19 protein-coding genes are annotated in these 22,240 nt (G+C 73.8%); all 19 read right to left on the bottom strand.

The window, feature by feature from the left end; all coding sequences use genetic code 11:
* Window positions 1-48: 48 nt before the first annotated feature.
* Window positions 49-2,844 (bottom strand): ATP-binding protein, encoded by a 2,796-nt coding sequence (locus ACH4TP_RS14005; RefSeq protein WP_398437769.1) that lies wholly within the window; start codon window positions 2,842-2,844, stop codon window positions 49-51.
* 74 nt (window positions 2,845-2,918) lie between these two features.
* Window positions 2,919-3,533 (bottom strand): FMN reductase, encoded by a 615-nt coding sequence (locus ACH4TP_RS14000; RefSeq protein ID WP_398437768.1) that lies wholly within the window; start codon window positions 3,531-3,533, stop codon window positions 2,919-2,921.
* Window positions 3,530-4,618, bottom strand: a complete 1,089-nt coding sequence (locus ACH4TP_RS13995; RefSeq protein WP_398437766.1) for an LLM class flavin-dependent oxidoreductase — start codon at window positions 4,616-4,618, stop codon at window positions 3,530-3,532. The genes ACH4TP_RS14000 and ACH4TP_RS13995 overlap by 4 nt, the downstream gene beginning before the upstream one ends.
* Before the next feature lie 103 nt (window positions 4,619-4,721).
* Window positions 4,722-5,558: an alpha/beta fold hydrolase gene (locus ACH4TP_RS13990; protein ID WP_389224998.1), complete on the bottom strand. Its 837-nt coding sequence runs from the start codon at window positions 5,556-5,558 to the stop codon at window positions 4,722-4,724.
* A 133-nt stretch (window positions 5,559-5,691) separates the two neighbouring features.
* Window positions 5,692-8,448: an ATP-binding protein gene (locus tag ACH4TP_RS13985; RefSeq protein ID WP_398437764.1), complete on the bottom strand. Its 2,757-nt coding sequence runs from the start codon at window positions 8,446-8,448 to the stop codon at window positions 5,692-5,694.
* Window positions 8,445-9,332, bottom strand: coding sequence for a carbohydrate ABC transporter permease (locus ACH4TP_RS13980; protein WP_398437762.1), 888 nt, complete (start codon window positions 9,330-9,332; stop codon window positions 8,445-8,447). The genes ACH4TP_RS13985 and ACH4TP_RS13980 overlap by 4 nt, the downstream gene beginning before the upstream one ends.
* Window positions 9,329-10,294: a carbohydrate ABC transporter permease gene (locus tag ACH4TP_RS13975; RefSeq protein ID WP_389225004.1), complete on the bottom strand. Its 966-nt coding sequence runs from the start codon at window positions 10,292-10,294 to the stop codon at window positions 9,329-9,331. Before ACH4TP_RS13975 ends, ACH4TP_RS13980 begins: the two co-directional genes overlap by 4 nt.
* Window positions 10,294-11,625 (bottom strand): ABC transporter substrate-binding protein, encoded by a 1,332-nt coding sequence (locus tag ACH4TP_RS13970; RefSeq protein ID WP_398437760.1) that lies wholly within the window; start codon window positions 11,623-11,625, stop codon window positions 10,294-10,296. Before ACH4TP_RS13970 ends, ACH4TP_RS13975 begins: the two co-directional genes overlap by 1 nt.
* Before the next feature lie 113 nt (window positions 11,626-11,738).
* Window positions 11,739-12,464, bottom strand: coding sequence for an alpha/beta fold hydrolase (locus ACH4TP_RS13965; RefSeq protein ID WP_398437759.1), 726 nt, complete (start codon window positions 12,462-12,464; stop codon window positions 11,739-11,741).
* A gap of 49 nt (window positions 12,465-12,513) precedes the next feature.
* The gene (locus ACH4TP_RS13960; RefSeq protein ID WP_398437757.1) at window positions 12,514-12,840 is read right to left on the bottom strand and encodes a GNAT family N-acetyltransferase; all 327 of its coding nucleotides are present in this window, start codon (window positions 12,838-12,840) and stop codon (window positions 12,514-12,516) included.
* Window positions 12,841-12,885: 45 nt separating this feature from the next.
* A complete protein-coding gene (locus ACH4TP_RS13955) occupies window positions 12,886-13,587 on the bottom strand; it encodes a GPR1/FUN34/YaaH family transporter (protein WP_389225012.1) in 702 nt (233 codons plus the stop codon).
* A gap of 14 nt (window positions 13,588-13,601) precedes the next feature.
* Window positions 13,602-15,488, bottom strand: a complete 1,887-nt coding sequence (locus ACH4TP_RS13950; protein ID WP_398437755.1) for an amidohydrolase — start codon at window positions 15,486-15,488, stop codon at window positions 13,602-13,604.
* A complete protein-coding gene (locus tag ACH4TP_RS13945; RefSeq protein WP_398437753.1) occupies window positions 15,485-16,438 on the bottom strand; it encodes an alpha/beta hydrolase in 954 nt (317 codons plus the stop codon). The genes ACH4TP_RS13950 and ACH4TP_RS13945 overlap by 4 nt, the downstream gene beginning before the upstream one ends.
* Before the next feature lie 47 nt (window positions 16,439-16,485).
* Window positions 16,486-17,319: an alpha/beta fold hydrolase gene (locus ACH4TP_RS13940; protein ID WP_389225018.1), complete on the bottom strand. Its 834-nt coding sequence runs from the start codon at window positions 17,317-17,319 to the stop codon at window positions 16,486-16,488.
* A gap of 282 nt (window positions 17,320-17,601) precedes the next feature.
* Window positions 17,602-19,026, bottom strand: a complete 1,425-nt coding sequence (locus ACH4TP_RS13935) for a dihydrolipoyl dehydrogenase family protein (RefSeq protein ID WP_389225020.1) — start codon at window positions 19,024-19,026, stop codon at window positions 17,602-17,604.
* On the bottom strand, window positions 19,026-19,604 hold the full coding sequence (locus tag ACH4TP_RS13930) for a Dps family protein (RefSeq protein WP_389225022.1): 579 nt from the start codon (window positions 19,602-19,604) through the stop codon (window positions 19,026-19,028). The genes ACH4TP_RS13935 and ACH4TP_RS13930 overlap by 1 nt, the downstream gene beginning before the upstream one ends.
* 93 nt (window positions 19,605-19,697) lie before the next feature.
* On the bottom strand, window positions 19,698-20,207 hold the full coding sequence (locus ACH4TP_RS13925; protein WP_389225024.1) for a DoxX family membrane protein: 510 nt from the start codon (window positions 20,205-20,207) through the stop codon (window positions 19,698-19,700).
* Window positions 20,208-20,212: 5 nt separating this feature from the next.
* Window positions 20,213-20,875 (bottom strand): hydrolase, encoded by a 663-nt coding sequence (locus ACH4TP_RS13920; protein ID WP_389225026.1) that lies wholly within the window; start codon window positions 20,873-20,875, stop codon window positions 20,213-20,215.
* Window positions 20,876-21,168: 293 nt separating this feature from the next.
* Window positions 21,169-22,149, bottom strand: a complete 981-nt coding sequence (locus tag ACH4TP_RS13915) for an aldo/keto reductase (protein WP_398437750.1) — start codon at window positions 22,147-22,149, stop codon at window positions 21,169-21,171.
* Between the last annotated feature and the right edge of the window lie 91 nt (window positions 22,150-22,240).

Below are 22,240 nucleotides of genomic sequence, written 5' to 3'. Positions count from 1 at the left end.
TCGCACGAATCGTCCATTGCCCTGACGTCCCCGGGGGATACGAAGCGACTACTCTCCGCTGTCGCGCTGTCCGACCAGCCGGGCCAGCTCCGTGCGCGAGGTGACGTTCACCTTGGTGAAGGCCCGGCGCAGGTGCGAACCCACCGTGTGCGGTGAGAGGGAGAGCCGTTCGGCCGCCTGTCGGTTCGTCAGCCCCTGGGCCACGAGCCGTACGACACGGGTCTCCGCGGCCGTCAGCTCGGGCCACGCGTGGTCGGCCCCGGTCGGCGAGGGCCGCTTGCGGACCCCGGCGGCCCGCAGGCGACGGCGCACCCGGGCGACGTCCCGTCCGGCTCCCGCGCGCTCGTAGAGGGCGAGGGCCGTCTCGAAGTACGGCACCGCTTCGGACCTCCGGGTGGCCGCCCGTTTGCGTCCGGCGTCCTCCAGCGCCGACGCCCGGGCCAGCACCCGGGGGCAGTCCTCGTAGAGCCGTACGGCGCGTACGAGGGAGGCGAGGTCGTTGTCGAGGAGGCCGCGGGCGTGCGCGGCGGTGGCGGCGAGGAACGTGAGGTCGGGATTGAGCTCGGCGCGCCGCTCGGCCTGGGCGACCGCCTGCGCGGCCCGGTCGAGCGCACCCGCCCGCAGCGCCAGGCGGACGAGCACCGGGGCGTCGGCGGGGTCGACCAGGCCGGCGTACGCGGGCCTGGCCTCGGCGGGCGACGTCATCACCTCGTCGAGTTCGGCCATGGCGCGGTCGGGACGGCCTTCGAAGTCGGCCGTCAGCGCCAGCATCCACGAGCCGAAGTGCCGGACGACGGGCGCCTCGTCGTTCCGCATGCGCCTCGCCTCCGCCGCGTACGTCCGCACGGTCGGCCGGTCGCCGGTGTGGAGGGCGACGCGCAGCGCCACGTACCGGATCGTGACGTCGGCGAGGTTGCCCGGCCGGGGATCGTCGGGCGCGGTCGCGGCTTCGCAGTCGGCACGGGCGTCCGCCAGCCGTCCGGCTTCCAGCAGGATGCGGGAGCGGGTCATGCGCCACATGCGGGTGGCGGCCGTCCGGCCCTGCTCCCCGGTGACCCGGATGCCCTCCTCCGCGACGGCGAGCGCCTCGGCGGTGCGTCCGGTGGTGTTCGAGAGCAGGGCGTGCCACAGGGCCTCCGGGACCCACAGCGAGGTGCTGACGCCCAGGGCGTCGGCGAGCGCGGCAGACCGTTCGGCCTGCCGGAACGCCTCGGTCAGGGCCATGCGGTGGAAGCTCACGGCCGAGCGGACGGTCGTCAGGGTGGCTTCGGCGCTGCGGTCCCCCGTGGCCGCGGCGGTCTCCCACGCCTGCTCGGCGACCCGTTCGGCCACCGCGTGCTCACCCGACATCGACAGGCCGACGGCGAGCATGGCGAGCAGTCGCCCGCGCACGGTCGCGGAGATCCCGGGCAGTGCGGCGCCGGAGCGGGCCTGGGTGACCGCCTCGGAGAAGTCGAAGGGTACGGCGAGGCGTGCCAGGGCGAGGCGTAGGAGCGCCTCGCCCTCGGGTTCGAGACCACCGACCGCCAGGGCGGCGGCGCCCAGCTCGCGTGCCTCGGCGGCCCGGCCCGTCTGCCAGAGCAGCGGGATCGTCTCGGCGATGATCGCCGGCCGCTCCGGGGCGGTCGCGCCGACGAGCTCCAGGGCCTTGAGGCTGCGCTCCGCGGCGGCTCCGGGTGCGGTGGGGGCGAGTTCCGCCGCTTCGGTGCGCAGTCGGTCGGCCTCCGCGGCGTCGGCGGGGGTCTCCGGTGGCAGCCCGGCGGCCTGTCGGCGCAGGGTCTGCCGCAGGGGCAGGGGGAGGCCGGCTTCCACCGCCTCGCGGATCAGGTCGTGGCGGAAGGCGAGGAGGTCGCCGGTCTCGGCGAGCAGGTCGGCGTCGAGGGATTCCCGTACGGCGGTGATGAGCTCCGCCGGTGGCCTGCCGAGCAGTTCGGCGAGGAGCAGGAAGGTGATCGTGCCGCCCACGGCGGCCACCGTCCGCACCAGCTCCCGCGCTTCGCCGGACAGCTGGTCGACGCGGCGCGCGACGGAGGGGAGCTGTCGTGGGGCGGGAGGTCCGGCCGGCAGCGTGGCCATGCCGTTCCCGATCGTCACCGCCCCCTCGCGCAGCGGTCCGAGCAGCTCGATCAGCAGCTGGGGCACCCCCTCGGCGCGGCGGGCCAGGCGCAGGACGTCCGGATCGGGAGCGGCGCCGAGGACGTCCTCGGCGATTTGGGCGACCGCGCGGTCCTCCAGGGGTTCCATGACCAGCTCGCGGGCGCCCGCCTGGCGGATCCGGTCCAGGGTGGTGCGCACTCCCGACGGCACGCTGCCGCCGCGCACGGCGACCAGCCACAGGATCGGGTGCGACGAGAGTCCCGCCGCGAGGGTGTGGAAGGTGAGGAGGGTCAGGTCGTCGCACCACTGGAGGTCGTCGAGGACGACGAGCAGGGGTGCGTGCCGGGCCGCCTCCCGCAGGCGGTCCCCCAGCTCCTGGAGCAGCCAGAACCGCTGGCCGGGTGTCGTGGCGAGGTCCCGGAGGCGCTGGCCGGACGACAGGGGTTCGTCGCCGGAGAGCACGCCCTCCAGGAGCGGCCCGAGCGGTACGAACGGTTCGCCTGGGTCCGCCGCCCCCTCGAAGACCCGGATGCCGCGCCGTCTCGCGGCCGCCGCGGCCTCGGCGAGGATCCTGGACCTGCCGATTCCGGCGGGGCCCTCGACGCGGACGATCCCGCCCTCGCCCCGGCCGAGCGCGTCGAGCCGCTCCTCGATGAACGCCAGTTCGGCGTCCCTGCCCCGGAGGGGTGTCCGGGTGCCGTCGGTCGCCCCGGGCACGGTCCTTGTGGTCACTCGGTTCACGCTCATACGGCGGAACAGTATGAACCACGCGAACCGCCCCGGCCCCACCCGCCGTCGCGGTCCGTCGGGGGCGGCCCGGCTCAGTCGAAGCGCAGGTCGGCCAGCTGCCGTTCGAGGGCGGTGACGTCGTCCTCGGGCTCCTCCCCGACCGGGCGCGCCGCCATGAGCGCGGCGAGTTCGACGCCCGCGCGGCGGACGCGGCCGGGCAGCCCGTCGGTGTACGCGTCTCCTGCCGAGCCCCAGTCCTCGGAGGCCGCGAACACGGCGGTCGGGACGACGACGGCGCGGAGATAGGCGAAGAGCGGGCGGACGGCGTGCTCCAGGACCAGGGAGTGGCGGGCCGTGCCGCCCGTCGCCGCGGTGAGGACCGGCTTCCCGGTGAGGGCGTCCGGGTCGATCACGTCGAAGAAGGACTTGAAGAGGCCGCTGTAGGAGGCCGCGAACACGGGGGTGACGACGATCAGGCCGTCGGCCGCCGTGACCGCGTCGATCGCGGCGGACAGGCGCGGCGGCGGAAAGCCGGTCACGAGGTGGTTGGCGATGTCGCCGGCCAGTTCGCGCAGTTCCACGACCCCGGTCGACGGCTCGTGCCCTCGGGCGGCGAGTTCACCGCCGGCCGATTCGGCCAGCCGGTCCGCGAGCAGGCGGGTGGAGGAGGGGGTGCTGAGGCCTGCGGAGACGACGGTCAGCTTCACGCGGCGGACACCTCCTCCCGGGCGGCTCGCAGGGACGCGTGCGTGGGGGCCTCCGGCACGTCGGCGGGACGCCCCTGGGCGAATTCCCGCCGCAGTACGGGCACGACCTCTTCGCCGAGGAGGTCGAGCTGTTCGAGGACGGTCTTCAGGGGCAGGCCCGCGTGGTCCATGAGGAACAGCTGGCGCTGGTAGTCGCCGACGGTCTCCCGGAACGTCAGGGTCCGTTCGATGACCTGTTGGGGGGAGCCCACGGTCAGCGGGGTCTGCTCGGTGAAGTCCTCCAGGGACGGGCCGTGGCCGTACACGGGCGCGTTGTCGAAGTACGGGCGGAACTCCCGTACGGCGTCCTGGGAGTTCCTGCGCATGAAGACCTGTCCGCCCAGGCCCACGATCGCGTCCTCCGGCCTGCCGTGGCCGTGGTGCGCGAACCGGCGCCGGTAGAGCTGCACCATGCGCCTGGTGTGGTCGGCCGGCCAGAAGATGTTGTTGTGGAAGAAGCCGTCGCCGTAGAAGGCGGCCTGCTCCGCGATCTCGGGGGACCTGATGGAGCCGTGCCAGACGAAGGGCGGGACGCCGTCCAGGGGCCGGGGTGTCGAGGTGAAGGCCTGGAGCGGCGTACGGAACGTGCCCTCCCAGTCCACGACGTCCTCGCGCCACAGCCGGCGCAGCAGCGCGTAGTTCTCCTTGGCGAGGTTGATGCCCTGGCGGATGTCCTGTCCGAACCACGGGTAGACGGGGCCGGTGTTGCCGCGGCCCAGCATGAGGTCGACCCGGCCGTCGGCGAGGTGCTGGAGGGTCGCGTAGTCCTCGGCGATCTTCACCGGGTCGTTGGTGGTGATCAGCGTCGTGGACGTGGACAGGACCAGCTTCTCGGTGCGGGCGGCGATGTGGCCGAGCAGCGTGGTCGGCGAGGACGGCACGAACGGCGGGTTGTGGTGCTCGCCGGTCGCGAAGACGTCGAGTCCGACCTCCTCGGCCTTGAGCGCGATCGCGACCATCGCCTTGATGCGCTCGTGTTCGGTCGGGGTGCGGCCGGTGGTGGGGTCGGGGGTCACGTCCCCGACGGTGAAGATGCCGAACTGCATGGGGTGTCTGCCCTCCTGGGCTCGTCCGGTTCCCGCGCGGGGAACCGGGGGCCGGGGTGACGCCGGGGGTCCGGCGCCGCCCCGGCGGGTCAGCGGTGCGGTGTCACTTCGCCAGGAAGGCGAGGAGGGCGGTGTTGACCTCCTCGGCGTGGGTCCACAGCAGGCCGTGCGGGGCGCCCTCGATCTCGACGTAGTCGGCCGACGGCAGCGCCTTGTGGAAGGGGCGCGCGGTGCCCTCGGCCGGGAGGATGCGGTCGGCGGTGCCGTGCAGGATCAGGGCCGGCACGTCGACGGCGGGGATGTCGGCGCGGAAGTCGGTGTACCAGGTCGCCGGCGCGGCGGACGCGGCGAAGGAGCCGCCGCGGGCGGCGGTGTCCCAGCTGTTGCGGACGGCCTCCTCGCTGATGCGGGTGCCGAGGTTCTCGTCGAGGTTGTAGAAGTCGTTGAAGAAGGCCGTGTAGTAGGCGTACCGGTCGGCCTTGACGGCGGCGACGACGCCGTCGAAGAACTCCTTCGGGGCGACGCCGTCCGGGTTGTCGTCGCTCTTGAGCAGGCAGGGCTCCAGGGAGGCCAGGAAGGCGGCCTTGGCGACGCGGCCGGAGCCGTACGTGGCGATGTAGCGGGCGACCTCGCCGGTGCCCATGGAGAAGCCGACGAGGACGGCGTCCCTCAGGTCGAGGGTCTCCAGCACGGTGTTGAGGTCGGCGGCGAAGGTGTCGTAGTCGTAGCCGGTGGTCGGCTGCGAGGACTGCCCGAAGCCGCGGCGGTCGTACGTGATCACGCGGTAGCCGGCGTCGAGCAGCGCGGCGCTCTGGCGCTCCCAGGAGTGGCCGTCGAGCGGGAAGCCGTGGATGAGGACGACGGGCTGCCCGGCGCCCTGGTCCTCGAAGTACAGCTCGATGGGGGTGGTGTTCTCCTGGCCCACGGTGATGTACGGCATGGGGGTCCCTCGTTTCGGGTGGACGGGTCCGCGCGTCGGAGCGGCGCGGTGTGCCCGTCACGCTAGGACCGGTCGCGCACCCGCTGTTGCCGTCCCGCGCACCGCACCTTGCACGGGGGCGCAGAGGTCGCGCTCAGTCGTCGACGGCCGCTCCGGCGTCGTCCTCCGCGAGGACGATCCGGGCCAGGTGGACCCGTGAGCGCACCGAGAGCTTGCGGAAGATCGACGCCAGGTGGGTGTTGACCGTGTGCGGGGAGACGACGAGGGTCTCCGCGGCCGACCGGTTGGTGTGCCCCGCGGCGATCAGCCGGGCCACCTTGCGTTCCGAGGCCGTGAGCGCGTCCCAGCCCTGCTCGGTGCGCGGCCGGAGGCGTCCGGTGCGCCGGCCGGGGCGGCGGGCGGCCCGTTCCGGGTCGGCCCGGACCCGGTCGGCCTCGGCGTCGGCCCCGGCCCCGGCGTAGAGCTCGTGCGCCCTGGCCAGGGCGGGTGTCGCGGCGGCGTCGCCCGAGGCCAGCAGCGCGCGCCCGAGGTCGGCGGACGCGGCGGCGAGCGCCAGCGGCCGGGGGCCGGTGAGGAGGATGTCCACCGCCCGCTCCAGGAGTTCGCGGTCGGCGTTCACGAGGGCCGACGCGTGGGCGGCCGTCCCCCGGGCGGTCGGCACGGCGGGGTTGCGGGCGGCGTGCGCGGCGGCCTGGGCCGCGAGGTCCTCGGCCAGTTTCCGGTCCCCGCCGCGCAGGGCGATGTGCACGGCCTGGACGACGTGCGGGCGCAGCAGCCGCCACCGGAGGAAGGGGTGGTCCCGCTGCGCGGACCGGAGGAGTCCGGCCGCCTCCGCGTGGTCGCCGTCGGCGTCGGCGACGACGGCCTCGAGGTACTGGTGGGCGGCGTGGTTGCCCGTGTTCGGCCGGTCGGCGACGGTCGCCCGCACGACGTCCAGGTGCTCCCGCGCGGCTTCGCGGTCGCCGCGCAGCATCGCGAGGAGGCCGCGGTTGACGCGGATGTTGACCAGGTTGCCGGGCACGTGGAGCTCCGCTTCGAGCCGCTCGGCGGTGACGAAGTCCGCGTCCGCGTCGTCGAGCCGGCCGAGCCCCATGTTCAGGGTTCCCTGTGCCCAGATCAGCATGGCGGGGCGCAGGGGGGCGTCGCCCGCCGTCCGGAGCAGTCGCCGTACGGCGTCGAAGTCGTCCCCGTGGATCAGCGCGACGGCCTCCTCCGGGAGGAAGGCCGAGTCGAACACGCTGAGGGCCGTGTGGTGTGCGAGGGCGGCGGCGCAGTCGCCCGCGTTGAGCGCGATCTCGCCGAGGCCCCACAGGGCGAGGACGCGGGCCTCCCGGTCACCGGCCCGCTCCGCCTCGGCGAGCGCCCGTTCGCCGGTCTCGCGGGCGGCCCCGAGGTCGCTCCCCCGGGACCGGGCCAGGGCCTGCCGGGCGGTCAGCCGGGCCCGGATCACGGGGTCGGTGACGGCCGCGAGCGCCGTCGTCGTGCGGCGGGTCAGCTCGTGGACGTCGTCGAGGTGCCACAGCGTGTCGCCGAGCACGCACTGCAGACGGGCGAAGACGTCGAGGGGCGGCCGCCGGGCGAGCAGCGCGTCACCGGTGTCCCGTGCCCGGGTGTACCGGCCCGCACGGGTCAGCGCGACGACGGCCCGCTCCCCCACGTCGTACGCCAGGGGCGCACGGGGCGGTACGAGTTCCAGGGCCCGTACGGCCAGGTCGGCGGCGAGGTCGGGCATCACGGCGATCACGTCCTCGGCGGCCGTGCCGAGCAGTTCGATCGCCTCCGTGTCGCCGGGTTCGGCGCTCTTCAGCAGGTGCGGGACCGCGTCGGCGGAGCTCCGGCCCGCCGCGACGAGCCGGCTCGCGGCCTCCCGGTGCAGTGCCCGGCGCACGGAGGGGGCGAGGTCGGCGTACACCGCCTGGCGGAGCAGGTCGTGGCGGAACAGGAGGCGTTCGCCGTCGTCGTGGAGGAGGGCGGCGGTGATCGCCTCGTCCACTTCGGCACTGAGCCCCGAGGCGGGCCGGCCGCACAGGGCGGCGGCGTCGGCGAGCGAGAACGCGCGGCCGAGGACCGAGCCGATCCGCAGGAAGTGCAGGGTCTCCGGCCGGAGACCGGCCAGTCGACCGCGTACGCCGAGGACCAGCCGCTCGGGCGGTTCCGGCCCGTCCGCGCCCGTCGCCGCGATGCCCGCGAGCATCTCGGCCGCGAGGAAGGGGTTGCCGCCCGCCCCGTCGAGGAGCTCCTCGACCCGCGCCGGCACGTCCCCGCCGAGGACGTCGTGCGCCAGCTCGACCAGGGCCGTCCCGGACAGCGGCCGCAGGGGGAGGGTCGTCGTGAGCGGTCCCTGCCCGTACAGCTCCGGGTCCTCCCTGCCGGTGAGCAGCCAGAGGACAGGGGAGCTGAGCAGCCGTGCCGGCAGGACGCTGAGGGCGAACCGGCTGAGCGGGTCGGCCCAGGGGACGTCGTCGACCGCGATCAGCACGGGCCTGCCCGCCGAGCGTTCCTCGATCAGCTGGGCCAGCCGTTCGACGAGCCAGATGCGCTGGTCGTGGTGGCCGGCGAGGTCCGCGAAGTCCCTGGCGGTCAGCAGCGGCGGGTCGCCGTGCAGGAGGCCCGAGGCCAGTGAGGCGAGGGGCGCCAGTTCGTGCAGTTCCTCGGCGCGTCCGTGGCTGACGAGGAATCCGTGGGCCCGCGCGAGCGAGGCGGTCTCCTGGAGCAGCGCGGTCTTCCCGATGCCGGGCTCGCCCAGGAGGAGCGCGATCGCTCCTCCCTCGCCGTCGCGCACCGCCTCGACCAGGCCGCGCAGCCGCTCCAGTTCGGCTTCGCGGCCCCGCAGCCCCGCCCTGCTGAGCGCCGTCGCCACGGTGTGTTCCCCGGGCCGGTCGGGGCTCATCCCTTGACCGATCCGGCGAGCAGTCCCCGTGCGACGTGCCGCCGGAGGGAGAGGAAGACGAGCAGCGGGACGAGCGCCGCCACGAAGGCTCCCGCGGTGAGCCGCTGCCACTCGTTGCCGTAGGTCCCGGCCATGCTCGCCAGCCGGACCGTCATCGGCGCGGTCTCGGCCGTGCCGCCGGACAGGGTCAGGGCCACGAGGAGGTCGTTCCACACCCAGACGAACTGGATGACGGCGAAGCCCACCAGGGCCGGGCGGGCCAGCGGCAGCACGATCCGGAGCAGCAGCGTCCCGTGCGAGGCGCCGTCGACGCGGGCGGCCTCGATCAGGTCCCGGGGCAGCCCGGCCAGGAAGTTGTGCAGGAGGAACACGGCGAACGGCAGCGCGAAGGCCGTGTGGGCGAACCAGACCTGGCCGAACCGCGCGGGGCCGGTGAGGTGCCACGCGGGCAGGAACAGCCAGCCCTGGGAGAAGAGCCTCAGGAGCGGGACGAGCGCCATCTGGAGCGGCACGACCTGGAGCGCGAAGACGCCGACGAGGAGCGCGTCGCGCCCCCGGAAGTCGATCCAGGCCAGGGCGTACGCCGCGAAGAAGGCCAGGACGAGCGGGAACAGCACCGAGGGAACGGTGATGACGACGGAGTTGACGAAGTACTCCGCGAGGCGCCCCGATCCGTTCCCGCCGCCGGACAGCACCTCGCGGTAGTTGTCGAGCGTGAGGTGCGGCATGCCGAACAGGGTCCACCAGCCCGTCGTCTTGATCTCCTCCTCGGGGCGGAGCGAGGAGAGCAGGAGACCGAGGGTCGGCGTCGTCCAGAGGACCGCGATCACCACGGCGATCGACGTGAGGGCGCGGGAGGCCAGACGCTCCCGGACGCCGTTCACCCGGTCCTCCGCCGTGCCCGGACCTGGTGGGCGACGAAGGGGGTGACGAGGAGGAAGAGGAGCACGGCGAGCGCCGCGCCGCGGCCCGTCTCGCCGTAGCGGAAGGCCTGGTCGTACAGGGCGTGTGCGAGGACGCCCGTGTCGAACTGTCCGCCGGTCATGGTCTTGACGATGTCGAAGGCCTTGAGGGTGCCGATCGCCTGGGCGAGGAGCACGACGAGCAGCGTGGGCCTGATCGACGGCAGGGTGATCCGCCGGAAGGTCTGCCGGGGGGACGCGCCGTCGAGCCGGGCGGCCTCGGTCAGCTCCCCGGGTACGGCCCTGATCGCGCCGGCCAGCAGGACGGCCGCGAAGCCCGCCTGTGTCCACACCATCGCCACGATGAGGAACAGGACGTTCCAGGGAGAGTCCACGAGCCACTGCCTCGGTTCGCCGCCGAAGGCGACGACGAGCTGGTTCAGCAGCCCGATCTGCCCGGTCTCCGCGGGACGGTAGGCGTAGACGAACTTCCAGACGACGCCCGCGCCGACGAAGGAGATCGCCATCGGCGTCAGGAGGAGGGACAGCGCGAACGTTCTGAACCGCGAGCGTGCGACGGCCGCCGCGTAGAGCAGACCGACCGCGGTCGACGCCAGCGGCACGAGGACCGCCCACGCCAGGGTGTTGCGCAGCGCCACAAGGGCCTGGTGGTCGGTGAACATCCACACGTAGTTGTCGAAGCCGACCCACTTGTCTCCCCCGCCGTCGGTGAACGACAGCGCCAGGGTGCGCAGACCGGGCAGGACGAGACCGACCGCGAGCAGCAGCAGCGCGGGGGCCAGCAGGATCAGGGCCGCGGCCCTCCTCCGTACCGGTCCCCGGTGCAGTGCGAGCAGGATCAGGCCGACGACCGCCGCGAAGGCGGCGACGCCCTGGAGCAGGTACAGCAGTTTGGGCTGCTGGGCGACGGCGTCGAACGGCATCAGCGGCTCGGCCAGGACCGTTCGACGGACTCGGCGACCTGCCGGGTGCTCGCGCCGCCGATCCAGTCGACGGCTCCCTTCCAGAACGTCCCCGCGCCGACCGACGCCGGCATCAGGTCCGAGCCGTCGAACCTGAACTGCGTCCGGGGGTCCTGGAGCAGCTGGATCGAGAGCCGGTCGACGGGGGTCGCGGCGTTCGCCGGATCCACGCCCTTGTTCGCCGAGACGAACGGGCCCTTCCTCATCCGCGCGTTCGCGAAGTCGGCGGAGGCCAGGTACTCCTGGAACGCCCGCACCTCGGGGCGGTCGGCGAACGCCGCGGCGAACACCCCGCCGCCCAGGACGGGGCGGCTCGCCGGGTCGGCTCCCGGCAGGAGGAAGGCGTAGACGTCCTTGTCCGGTCCGATCTCGGTGCCCTTCGGCCACATGTCGGCGTAGAACGAGGCCTGACGGTGCATCGCGCAGTCGCCGGAGAGGACCGGCCTGCCGGCCTCCTGGAAGGAGATCGACGCCATCGACCGGGCCGGACCGAAACCGCCGTTGGCGTACCGGTCGTTCTTGAGGACGGACCCCACGGTGTCCATGGCCTTGATCACCCGCGGGTCGTCGAACGGGATCTCGTGGGCGACCCACTGGTCGTAGACGCGCGTGCCCTGCTGGCGGAGGAGGACGTCCTCGATCCAGTCCGTCACGGGCCAGCCGGTCGCCTCGGCGGACTCGATGCCCGCGCACCACGGCTTGACGCCCGAGGCCGCGACCTTCTCCGTGAGGGCCATCAGCTCGGTCCACGTGCGGGGAACGCTCAGTCCCCTGTCGCGGAAGAACTTCGGGGAGTACCAGACGAACGACTTCACGTTCGCGACCAGTGGCGTGCCGTAGAGGGTGCCGTCCACGGTCGCGTAGCCGTTCCAGTCCGCCGACCAGCCCTGCTTGGCGAGGGTCGCGACCCCGGCGCTCACGGGCTTGAGCCTCCCCGTCCGCGCGAAGCGTTCCAGAAGACCGGGCTGGGGGAAGAACGCCACGTCGGGCGCGTTCCCGCCGTCGACCCGGACCTGGATCTGCGCCTCGAACTCCCCGTCCCCCTCGTACCGGACGTCGATTCCCGTGCAGTGCGCGAAGTCCGCCCAGGTCTCTTCGAACAGGTCGGCCTCCCGGTCCCGGTTCTCCGCGTAGACGGTGACCTCGGTGCCGGGGTGCTCGCCGTAACGGGCGTACGGTGCGCAGTCCGCGGCGGTGCGCGAGCGCGAACCGCCGTCCCGCGGGGTGCCGCAGGCGGTGGCGGTGACGGCGAGGGTGATGACGGCGAGCGCGAGCCTCGCGCCGAACCTCATGGGTGTGCTTCCTCCGATCGCCCGCCGCGTGGTACCGGCGGACGTTTCGGAAAGCTACCTCGTTCGAATGACAGAGACCAATCGTTCGAGGTTCCGGCGTCGGTTCGACGGGATCAGTGCCCCGTGGACCGGGCCGCGTCCAGGACCAGCTCCACCACGGCCTTGGGCCGGGCGAGCATGACCAGGTGGGAGGAGTCGACCTCGACGGTGGTCATGCCGGCCCGCTCGTACCCGTACCGCTCCACGTCGGGGTTGATCGTGCGGTCGGAGGAGGCGACCAGGCCCCACGAGGGCTTGGTCCTCCACGCGGCGACCGGCGCCGCCTCCGAGAAGGCCCGTGCGGCCAGGGGGCGCTGGGAGACCGCGAGCACCGCGGCGAGGTCGGGATCGACGTCCGCCGCGAACAGGTCGGGGAACCGGTCGACCGCCACCGAGACGTCGGTGCCGGTCTCGGTGGAGCCGGCCACCGGGAACGGGGTGTACACGAGCGCGTCGGCGAGACCGGAGTCGGGGAAGCGGCCCTGCAGCTCGCCCAGGCTCTCGCCCTCCTCCAGCGCGTATCCCGCGAGGTACACGAGGGCGCGGACGTTGTCCTCCGTACCGGCGAGGGTGATGACGGCGCCGCCGTAGGAGTGCCCCACCAGGATCACGGGGCCTTCGACGGCACGGACCACCGAGGCGATGTACGCGGCGTCGTCGACGAGGCTGCGGTTGGGCACCGCCGGGGCTATCACCTCCAGGCCCGCTGCGGTCAGCTCGGGGATGACGCGGGCGAAGCTGGAGGCGTCGGCGAAGGCGCCGTGGACCAGGACGACGGTGGGGCGGGCGTGTCGGGCCATGGGGGGACTCCTCGGAGAGTGGGTGTGGAAGGCGGTGCCGGGGTGGGGTTCACAGGCCGAAGCGGGCGCGGCGCTCCTCGGGCACCAGGTCGGCGTACTCGGGGTGCTTGCCGATCCAGCCCCGGATGAAGGGGCAGTACGGCAGGACGCTCAGCCCGCGGGCCCGGGCGTCGTCGAGGGCACCGCGGGCGAGCAGCCCGCCCAGGCCCCGGCCGCCGAAGCGGGGGTCGATCTCGGTGTGGATGAAGGCGATCTCGCCCTCCGAGAGGTGGTACTCGGCGAAGCCCGCGGTCTCGATGGCGGCGCCGTCGTCGTCAGCGGCGGCGAGGATCTCGTACCGGGACTTCTCGGGCCGGTCGGTCACTCGGGGTTCCATGGGTGCTCCTGTGCGGTCGTGGTGGGACGGGGCCGGTGGCCGGGTTCAGAGGGTGCGGCGCACGCCCGCCTGGCGTTCCAGGTTGCGGAGCTGGACGGCGAGGTCGCCCTCGACGGCGAGGTGGGCGGGGCCGCTGCGGCCGATGGGCAGGACCTGCTCGCTGCGCATGTCCTCGAGCATCAGGGCGAACGCCGTGTACATCGCGACGACCGCCACCAGCAGGCCGAGCGCGCCGGACGTGCGCGTCAGCCACTCGGCGCCGGTGACGCCCGCGAGGCCGGTGGCCGCCCAGCGGGGCAGGGAGACCGCGAGGACGAGCCACAGCGCCCGCTTGGGCCCGGTCACGGCGGTCATCAGCGCGCCGAAGCAGAGCAGCGCCAGGTTGAAGACGCCGAGGACCTTCAGGCCGTCGGCCGCGCCGCTGAGCATGATGAGCGAGTACGGCAGCCAGCTGCCGGCGAACACCGCCATCAGGGTCGCCGCGATCACGTCACGGGCGCCGAAGGCCAGGAAACTGACCAGGAGTTGGAGGACGAAGGCCGGCAGCACGGTGAAGGCGACGGCGGTACGGGCCTCCTCGCCGAGGATCCCGAGCTGGAGGCAGCCCGTCATCACGGACGCGATGGCGATCGTGAAGAAGCCGAGCGGCATGGGCGAGGCGATGGGGCGCAGGTTGATCCGTGTCATCGACCGGAGGTCCGGCTCGAAACGGCGTTCCGGGGGAGCGTCCGGCGGGGCGTCACTCATCGGATGTCTCTCTTTCAGTGCTCGAAGCAGGGGTCGACGAACGACGGCCGTACGTCGGGGACGGAGCCGCGCGCGACGCGCCACCGGCGGTGCTCCTCGGACTCGGCGGCGGCCTCGGCCACGAGCGCGGCCTGACGGGCACCGTTCTGGTAGCCGCCGAAGTGGGCCACGGGGCTCCACTCGGGGCTCACCGGCGGGACGGCCTCGTCGAGACCCTCGTACTCCGCGGTCGCGTACACGATCCGGCCGCCGACGACGGTGAGGACGGACTCGATGCCGGGGATGGCGTCCTCGGGCACGGTGAGGTAGTCGTCGGACAGGATCGCGAGGTCGCCGTACGAGCCTTCCCGCAGGGTTCCCTTGACGTCCTGCTCGCCGGTGAGCCGCGCTCCGCCCCGGGTGTAGAGGCCGAGGGCGGTCTCCCGGTCGAGCAGGTTCCCGGCCGGGTAGAGCGCGGTGCCGCCGACGGTGCGCCCGGTGACCAGCCAGTGGAGGGCGACCCACGGGTTGTACGAGGAGACGCGGGTGGCGTCGGTTCCGGCGGCGACCGTCAGGCCGCGGTCGAGCATGGCCCGGACCGGCGGGGTGTGGGCGGCGGCCTCGGCACCGTAGCGGTCGAGGAACGCGGCGCCCTGGAAGGACATCCGGTTCTGCACCGAGACGGCGCCGCCGAGCGCGGCGATCCGGTCGAGGCTGTCGGCCGAGACGGTCTCGGCGTGGTCGAAGAGCCAGCGGTTGCCGCCGGGGAAGAGCCCCTCCGCGGCGAGCTTCTCGAAGACGGCCAGGTCGCGGCGGATCGTCTCGTCGTAGGTCGCGTGGAGCCGGAAGCCCCAGCCGTTCTCGAGCAGGAGCCGTACGGCCTGCTCGAACTCGGTCTCGTATCCGGCGGCGAGCTCGGGCCGGGGCTCGGAGAAGTTCTCGAAGTCGGCGGCGGCCCAGGTCAGGTTCTCGCCCGCGCCGTTCAGCCGGAGCCACTCGTCGCCGTCCCCGGGCCTGACCATCTCGGTCCAGCGCTTGAGGTCGGCGAGCTCCTGCCCGGCCGTCTGCGGGAAGAGGTGGTAGGCGATCCGCAGCGACAGCTCCCCCGACCCGGCGAGGTCGCTGACCGTGGCGTAGTTGTCGGGGAAGTTCTGGAAGCCGCCGGCGGCGTCGACGGCGGACGTCAGTCCGAAGCGGTTCAGTTCGCGCAGGAAGTGACGCGTCGACGTCCGCTTGTCGGCCTCGTCGAGGGCGGGTGCCTTGGCCAGCGTCGAGTACAGGACGAGAGCGCTCGGCGCCGCGAGGAGGACGCCGTTGGGTTCGCCGTCCCGGCCCCGGACGATCTGCCCGCCCCGGGGGTCGGGGGTCTCCCGGGTGAACCCGGCGGCCTTGACCGCGGCCCGGTTCATCAGGGCCGACTGGTACAGGTGCAGCACGAACACCGGGGTGTCGGGGGCGGCGGCGTTCAGCTCGGCGACGGTCGGCATCCGGCGCTCGGCGAACTGCTCGGCGGTCCAGCCGCCCACCACCCGGATCCACTGCCCCTTGGGCGTGCGGCCCGCCTGCTCGCGCAGCATGGCCAGGGCCTGGCGGAGGCTGCGTACGCCGTCCCAGCGCAGCTCCAGGACGTAGTTGAGGCCGCCCCGGATGACGTGGAGGTGCGAGTCGTTCAGGCCGGGGATCACCCGCCGGCCCAGCGCGTCGACCACCCTGGTCCCCGGCCCGACGAGGTGGGCGAGGTCGTGGTCGTCGCCGAGGGCGGCGACCCGGCCGTCGCGGATCGCGACGGCGCGGGCCTCGGGGCGGCCGGGGTCTCCCGTGAACACCTTGGCGTTGCGGACGAGGAGATCGGCGTGCGCAGGCTCCTGGCGCGGGGCGGGGACGAGGCCCGCCACGGGCATGCCGGTCGAGGGCCCGGTCATGCGAGGGCCTTGCGGAGGATGTCGGTGGCGACGCCGATGGCGAGTTCCGCGCCCCGGGTCTCGCGCAGCGCGTTCAGCATCACGAAGTCGTGGATGACGCCCTGGACGCGCAGGGCGGTGACGGGCACCCCGGCGGCCCGCAGCTTCGCCGCGTACGCCTCGCCCTCGTCGCGCAGGACGTCGGCCTCGGCGGTGACGACCAGGGCCGGCGGCAGGCCGGTGAGCTGCTCGGTGGAGCCGCGCAGCGGGGAGGCGGTGATCTGGGCGCGCTCGGCCTCGTCGGTCGTGTACTGCTCCCAGAACCACTTCATGGCGTCGCGGCGCAGGAAGTAGCCCTCGGCGAACTCGTGGTACGAGTCGGTGTCGAAGCCCGCGTCCGTGACCGGGTAGAAGAGGACCTGCTGGACGAACGTCACGTCGCCGCGCTGCTTGGCCATGAGGGTGAGGGCTGCGCTCATGTTCCCGCCGACCGAGTCGCCCGCGACGGCGATCCGCGTGCCGTCGAGGTCCTTGTGGTGTCCCTCGCGGGCGACCCACTGCGCGACGCTGTAGTTCTGCTCGATCGCCACGGGGTAGCGGGCCTCGGGCGACAGGTCGTACTCGGGGAAGACCACGGCCGCCCCGGTGCCGACGGCGAGTTCGCGGACGAGCCGGTCGTGGGTGTGGGCGTTGCCGAAGACCCAGCCCGCGCCGTGGATGTAGAGGACGACGGGAAGCGGGCCGGTGGCGCCGCGGGGGCGGACGATCCGGGCGCGGACGTCGCCGGTGGGGCCGCCGTGGACGGTGATCCACTCCTCGTCGACGTCCGGCAGGGCGACGCCCTCACCGTTCTGGACGTCGTCCACGGCCTTGCGGCCTTCGGCGACGGGGATCTGGTAGAGGTACGGCGGCTGGGCGGTGGCGTCGGCGAAGGCCTGGGCGGCGGGTTCGAGGACGGGACGGTTCTTCATGAGGGTTTCTCCTTCTGAGGATGTACGGATCGGAGCGGGTCGGAGCGTCAGCGGGTCGCCCGCACGGCGGCGAGGATCACGTGGGTGACCACGGCCGGACGGGAGACCGCCACTGCATGGGACGCGTCCACCTCGGTGATGTGCGAACCGGCACGCCGGGCCATCCACCGTTCGGCGGCGGCCGGGATGTTCTTGTCGGCGGTGGCGACCAGCGCCCAGGACGGGATCGTCCTCCAGGCCGCCTCCCCAGCCTTCTCCTCCAGCGCGGTGGTGGCGACCGGGCGCTGGGTCGCGGCCATGACGGCCGCCTCGGCGGCGGGCACGTCGGCGGCGAACTGCCCGTGGAACTTGCCCCGTTCGATGACGAGCTCGGTGCCGGTGCCACCGCCGGGCAGCGGGTAAGCCTGCGGGTTCACCGTGTCGCCGAGGGTGGAGCCCGGGAACTTCGCGGCGAGCTCGGCCGCGCTCTCGCCCTTGTCCGGGGCGAACGCGGCGATGTAGACGAGCGCCTTCACACGGGCGTTGCCCACGGCGGCGCCGCTGATGACGGCGCCTCCGTAGGAGTGGCCGACCAGGACGACGGGCCCGTCGACGGCGGCCAGCACACTCCGCAGGTAGGCGGTGTCCGCGGCGAGACCGCGCAACGGGTTGGCGGGGGCCAGGACGGGGTAGCCGGCGTGCTGCAACCGCCGGATTGTGCCGCTCCAGCTGGAGGCATCCGCGAACGCTCCGTGGACCAGGACGATCGTGGGCTTGGGGTCGTGCCGGTCGGCGCCGGTGTCGGCGGTGGCCGGGCGGCTCGCGGGCCCGGCGCCGACCAGGGCGGCCAGGGTCGCGGGCAGGGCGAGGCCGAGGGTGAGGGTGCGCCTCGTGGGATGCATGGGGTTTCCTTGTCGGGCGGTGAGACGTTCGGGGGTGCCCGGCCGGGCGGGAGGATGCGACGAGCGGGCCGATCGGGCGCGGCGGTCGAGCCGAGCCAGATGCGCCGATCGGGCCGAACGGGCGCGGCAGTCGGGTCGAGCCAGGTGCGCCGATCGGTTCGAACAGGCGCGGTGGTCGGGTCGAGCCAGGTGCGCCGATCGGTTCGAACAGGCGCGGTGGTCGGGCCGAGCCAGGTGCGCCGATCGGGCCGGACAGGTGTGGTGTTCGGGCGGGGCCTCGTCTCAGAGGCCGTACGCCTCCAGGAGCCGGAGCCAGACCTCGCTCACCGTCGGGAAGGCGGGCACGGCGTGCCACAGGCGCTCCAGGGGGACCTCTCCCACGACGGCCACGGTGGCCGTGTGGATGAGCTCGGTCGCCATCGGGCCGGTGAGCGTGCAGCCGACGACGACTCCTCGGGTCTCGTCGACGACGAGCTTGGCGAGGCCGCGGTAGTCGTCCGCGTGGAGCGCGGCACCGGCGACGTCGTCGATGCGGTACTCCACCGCGCGTACCGCGAGACCCGCTTCGCGTGCCGCGCGTTCCGTGAGACCGACGCTCGCGACCTCGGGGCGGGTGAAGACGGCCTGCGGGACGGCGAAGCGGTCGGCTTCCGCGCTCCACGGCTGCCGGCCGCCGGTGACGGCCGGGCGCCCGGCGGCCCGCTCGGCGATCGCCGCCGCGCAGGCACGGGCCTGGTATTTGGCCATGTGGGTCAGCGGCGCCCGGTGGTTGACGTCGCCGACGGCGTAGAGCCAGTCGCCCCCGACCGCGGTGACCCGGCAGGTGTCGTCGGCCGGAAGCCAGTCGCCGACGGGCAGTCCGACGGTCTCCAGGCCGAGGTCGGCCGTGCGCGGGCGACGGCCCACGGCGGCGAGGACCTCGTCGCAGACCAGGGCGGTGCCGTCGTCGGTCTCCACGGTCACGGTACGGGTGGTCCCGTCACGGGCGACCCGGACGGCCGAGACCCCGAAGCGGATCGTGACGCCCAGGTCGCCCAGGCCCCGGGTGACCTCTTCGCCTGCACAGGGCTCCCAGCCGGTCAGCAGGGCCTGGTCGCGGACCAGCAGGGTGACGGAGGAGCCGAGCGAGCGCCAGGCGGTGGCCATCTCGCAGGCCACCACTCCCCCGCCGATGACGACGAGCCGCTCGGGCACCGCGTCGGCCGTGGTGGCCTGCCGGTTGGTCCACACGCCGATCCGGTCGAGCCCCTCGACCGGCGGGAGGGCGGGTTCCGTACCGGTGCAGACCACGACCGCGCGCCGGGCCCGCAGGATGCGGACGGTGCCGTCGGCCCCCGTCACCTCCACCCGGCGCTCACCGGCGAGCCGTCCGTGCCCCCGTACGAGCGGGATGCCCGCGCCGTCGAGCCAGTCGGCCTGACCGGTGTCGTCGCCGCGCCCGGTGAAGCGGTCGCGGCGGGCCAGGACGTGCGCCGGGTCGAGTGCCGCCGTGACCGCCTGCCGGGCCCCGTCGACCGAGCGGGCCTCCGCCCGGGCGGCGCCGGGACGCAGCAGGGCCTTGCTCGGCACGCAGGCGCGGTAGGAGCACTCGCCGCCGACGGCCTCGGCCTCGACGACGACGGCGGTCAGCCCCGACCGGACGAGCCGGTCGGCGACGACCTCGCCGGCCGGCCCGCCGCCGACCACGACGACGTCGTACGCGTCCATCAGCCGTGCACCAGAGGGGTGTCCACGAGGTGCTCGGCCAGGAACCACACCTGCGCCTCGCCGGTACGGATGACATCGGAGACGAGCAGGTCGGCGCTGCCCTCGTCGCCCTCGCCCGAGAGCCGGGCGGCGGCGTCGCGGGCGTCGATCAGGATCCGCTCGTGCGCGTCGAGGAGCCGCGACAGCATGACGGGCACGGGCTCGACGCCGTCCGGCGGCCGGGGGATCGACGTCAGCTCCGCGACGTGGCGCGGGTCTCCGACGGCGACGCCGCCGAGGCTCTGGACCCGCTCGGCCAGCGCGTCCACGATGGCCAGCTGGGCCTCCGCGTGCTTGTCCAGCATCAGGTGGAGCGAGTAGAAGGTCGCTCCGCGCATGAGCCAGTGGTGCTTCTTGTAGAGGGAGTGGAGGATCTGCGTGTCGGCGAGGACGCGGTTCAGCCGCTGGCAGCCGTACATGCGGGTGTCGTGTCCGAGGCCGATCGGCAGCTGCTTGAGCGTGCCGAACGCCTGGGTCTCGGCGCCCTTCTGGTGCAGCAGCGGCTGGCCGCCGCCGTGCGGGGTGGTGAGGGTGTCCATCGAGTGCTCCTGTACGGGGAGAGGTGGGTGGGTGGGCCCGGCCGCCCGGCCGGGGGTGCACGGGCGACCGGACCCGGTCCATGGGGCTCGCGCTCAGCGCTCGGCGTTCGCCGGGGCGGCGGGGGGCCGGTGCAGGACGAGCCGGGTGAGGAGTCCGCTGCCGAGACCGGCCGCGAGCGCGGGGACGGCCCACCAGAAGGGGTACGGCGAGAGTCCGAGGACCGCGTCGAGGGACCAGGCGCCGGGGCCGGTGGCGGCGAGGGCGGCGGCGGTGCCGATGAGGACGAGCGGGTACTCGTACCCGTCGTTCTGCACCCACAGCCCGTGGCGCCACTTCACGGTGAGGGCGACCGTCATGACCCCGATGGCGCCGGTCGCGGCGAGCGGGGTCAGGAGGCCGGCGGCGAGCAGCAGGCCGGAGCCGATCTGCCCGCCGCCCGCCGCCAGGGCGGTGAGGGCACCGCCGCGGAAGCCGTCGGCGCGGAACTCCTCGGTGCCGCCCTCGAGTCCCTTGCCGCCCAGGTGCGAGCTGACCTTCTGCACACCGTGGCCGGCGACGAGCAGTCCCACCAGCAGACGCAGGATCAGAATGCCGGTGTCCACGGGGGTCAGCCGGCCGCGTGCGCGCCGATGACCGACTGCGCGTACACGACGCCCAGGCCGTACGCGCCCGCGTGGGCCTTGACGATCTCCATGACCGCGCCGTACGTCTCCTGGCGCGCCCAGTCGCGCTGCAGCTCCAGGAGGACCTGGACCCAGGTCACCGGGACGGCGCCGGCGGCGATCATCCGCTGCAGCGCGTGCTCGTGGGCGGCCGGGCTGACACCGCCGGAGGCGTCGGTCACGACGTACACCTCGTAGCCCTGCTCGAGCGCGGAGAGGGCGGGCAGCACGAGGCAGACCTCGGTCCACAGACCCGCCAGGACGATCTTCTTCCGCCCGGTGGCCTTGACCGCCGCGACGAGCGCCTCGTCCTCCCAGGCGTTCATCGTGGTGCGGTCGATGATCTCGTTCTTGGGGAACACCTCGGCGAGCTGCGGCAGCAGCGGCCCGGAGAAGGACTCGGCGGCGACCGTGGTCAGGACGGCCGGGACGTCGAACGCCCGGGCCGCCTTGGCGAGACCCACCGTGCTGTTGATGATCGCGGCGCGGTCGCCGCTGCCGGTGCCGAAGAACATCTGCGGCTGGTGGTCCACGAAGAGCATGACCGAGTTGTCGGGGGTGAGCAGGTCCTTGCTCGGAGCGGCCTTCACCTTGTCGACGTCGAACATGAGGGGTCCTTTCAAAGCCATCGGTAGCGTGCCCCACCGCGTCCGCGGCGGGGCACTCCCTCAAGCTACGAGCGACCCGACCGGCCGAGTTGCCCTCCTGCGCCCAGGGGTTGGCACGACAGCGCACAACCGCGCACCGACAACCGGAGCCACCCCCACGCCGATCCCACCTCCCCCATCGACCGAAAGGAAGACCAGGTCAGCGCAGCCGCTGTTCCTCGGTGACGCCGAGTCCGAGACGCGACTCGCCCGGCGACCAAGGCTGCTCGCTCCCGGCGGACCGCGCACCCGTGCTACACGCGGTCCATCATCGCCATCTGCTCCTCCGTGTGGTGCTCGCCCGCGGCGGGTGGCAGGGCGTCGAGGCGGGCGAGCTGCTCCGCGCTCAGGCGGACCGCGGCGGCCGTCGTGTTCTCCTCGACGCGGGCGGCCCGCCGGCTGCCGGGAATCGGCACGACGTCGTCCCCCCGGGTGAGCAGCCAGGCGAGGGCGACCTGCGCCGGTGTGGCGTCCGCCTCGGCGGCGACGGCCTGGATCCCGTCGGCGATGCGCAGGTTCCGGGGCAGGTTCTCCGCGGTGAAGCGGGGGTTGTCCGCCCGGAGGTCGGAGGCGTCGAAGCGGCCGGCCGCGCGGACCGTGCCGGTGAGGAAGCCGTGGCCGAGCGGCGCGTACGCGACGAAGCCGATGCCCAGTTCGCGCAGGACCGGCAGTACGGACTGCTCCGGGTCGCGGGTCCACAGGGAGTACTCGGACTGGACCGCGGTGACCGGGTGGACGGCGTGCGCGCGGCGGATCGTGGCGGGGCCCGCCTCGGAGAGGCCGATGTGGCGGATCTTGCCCTCGGTGACCAGCTCGGCGAGGGCGCCGACGGTGTCCTCGATGGGGGTGCCGGGATCGACGCGGTGCTGGTAGCAGAGGTCGATGTGATCGGTGCCGAGCCGCCGCAGCGAACCCTCCACGGCGGTACGGACGTTCGCGGGGCTGCTGTCGAGCCGCCCGGGGCCGCCGCCCGTGTGCGAGACGAGGCCGAACTTCGTGGCGAGCACCACCTGGTCGCGGCGGGCGCCGAGCGCCCGGCCGACGAGCCGCTCGTTGGTGTAGGGCCCGTAGATCTCGGCGGTGTCGAGGAACGTGACGCCGAGGTCGAGGGCGCGGTGCAGGGCGCGGACGGAGCCCGCGTCGTCCGAGCCGGAGCCCGTGTAGCCGAAGGACATGCCCATGGTCCCCAGGCCGATCCGGGAGACCTCCAGGTCCCGCAATCTCGTGTGCCGCATCGGACCGCCTCCTTCGGGGCGCGAGGGTGGATGTGGGGGGGTGCGGGGGCCCGGGGGCCGGCCCCCGGGGCCCGGTGCGGCACCGTCCCGT

It is taken from the genome of Streptomyces sp. NPDC021012, assembly GCF_044333355.1.
Classification (GTDB): Bacteria; Actinomycetota; Actinomycetes; order Streptomycetales; family Streptomycetaceae; genus Streptomyces.
Note: the sequence above shows the minus strand (reverse complement) of the source record. Positions and strands in the feature narration are given on the sequence as shown.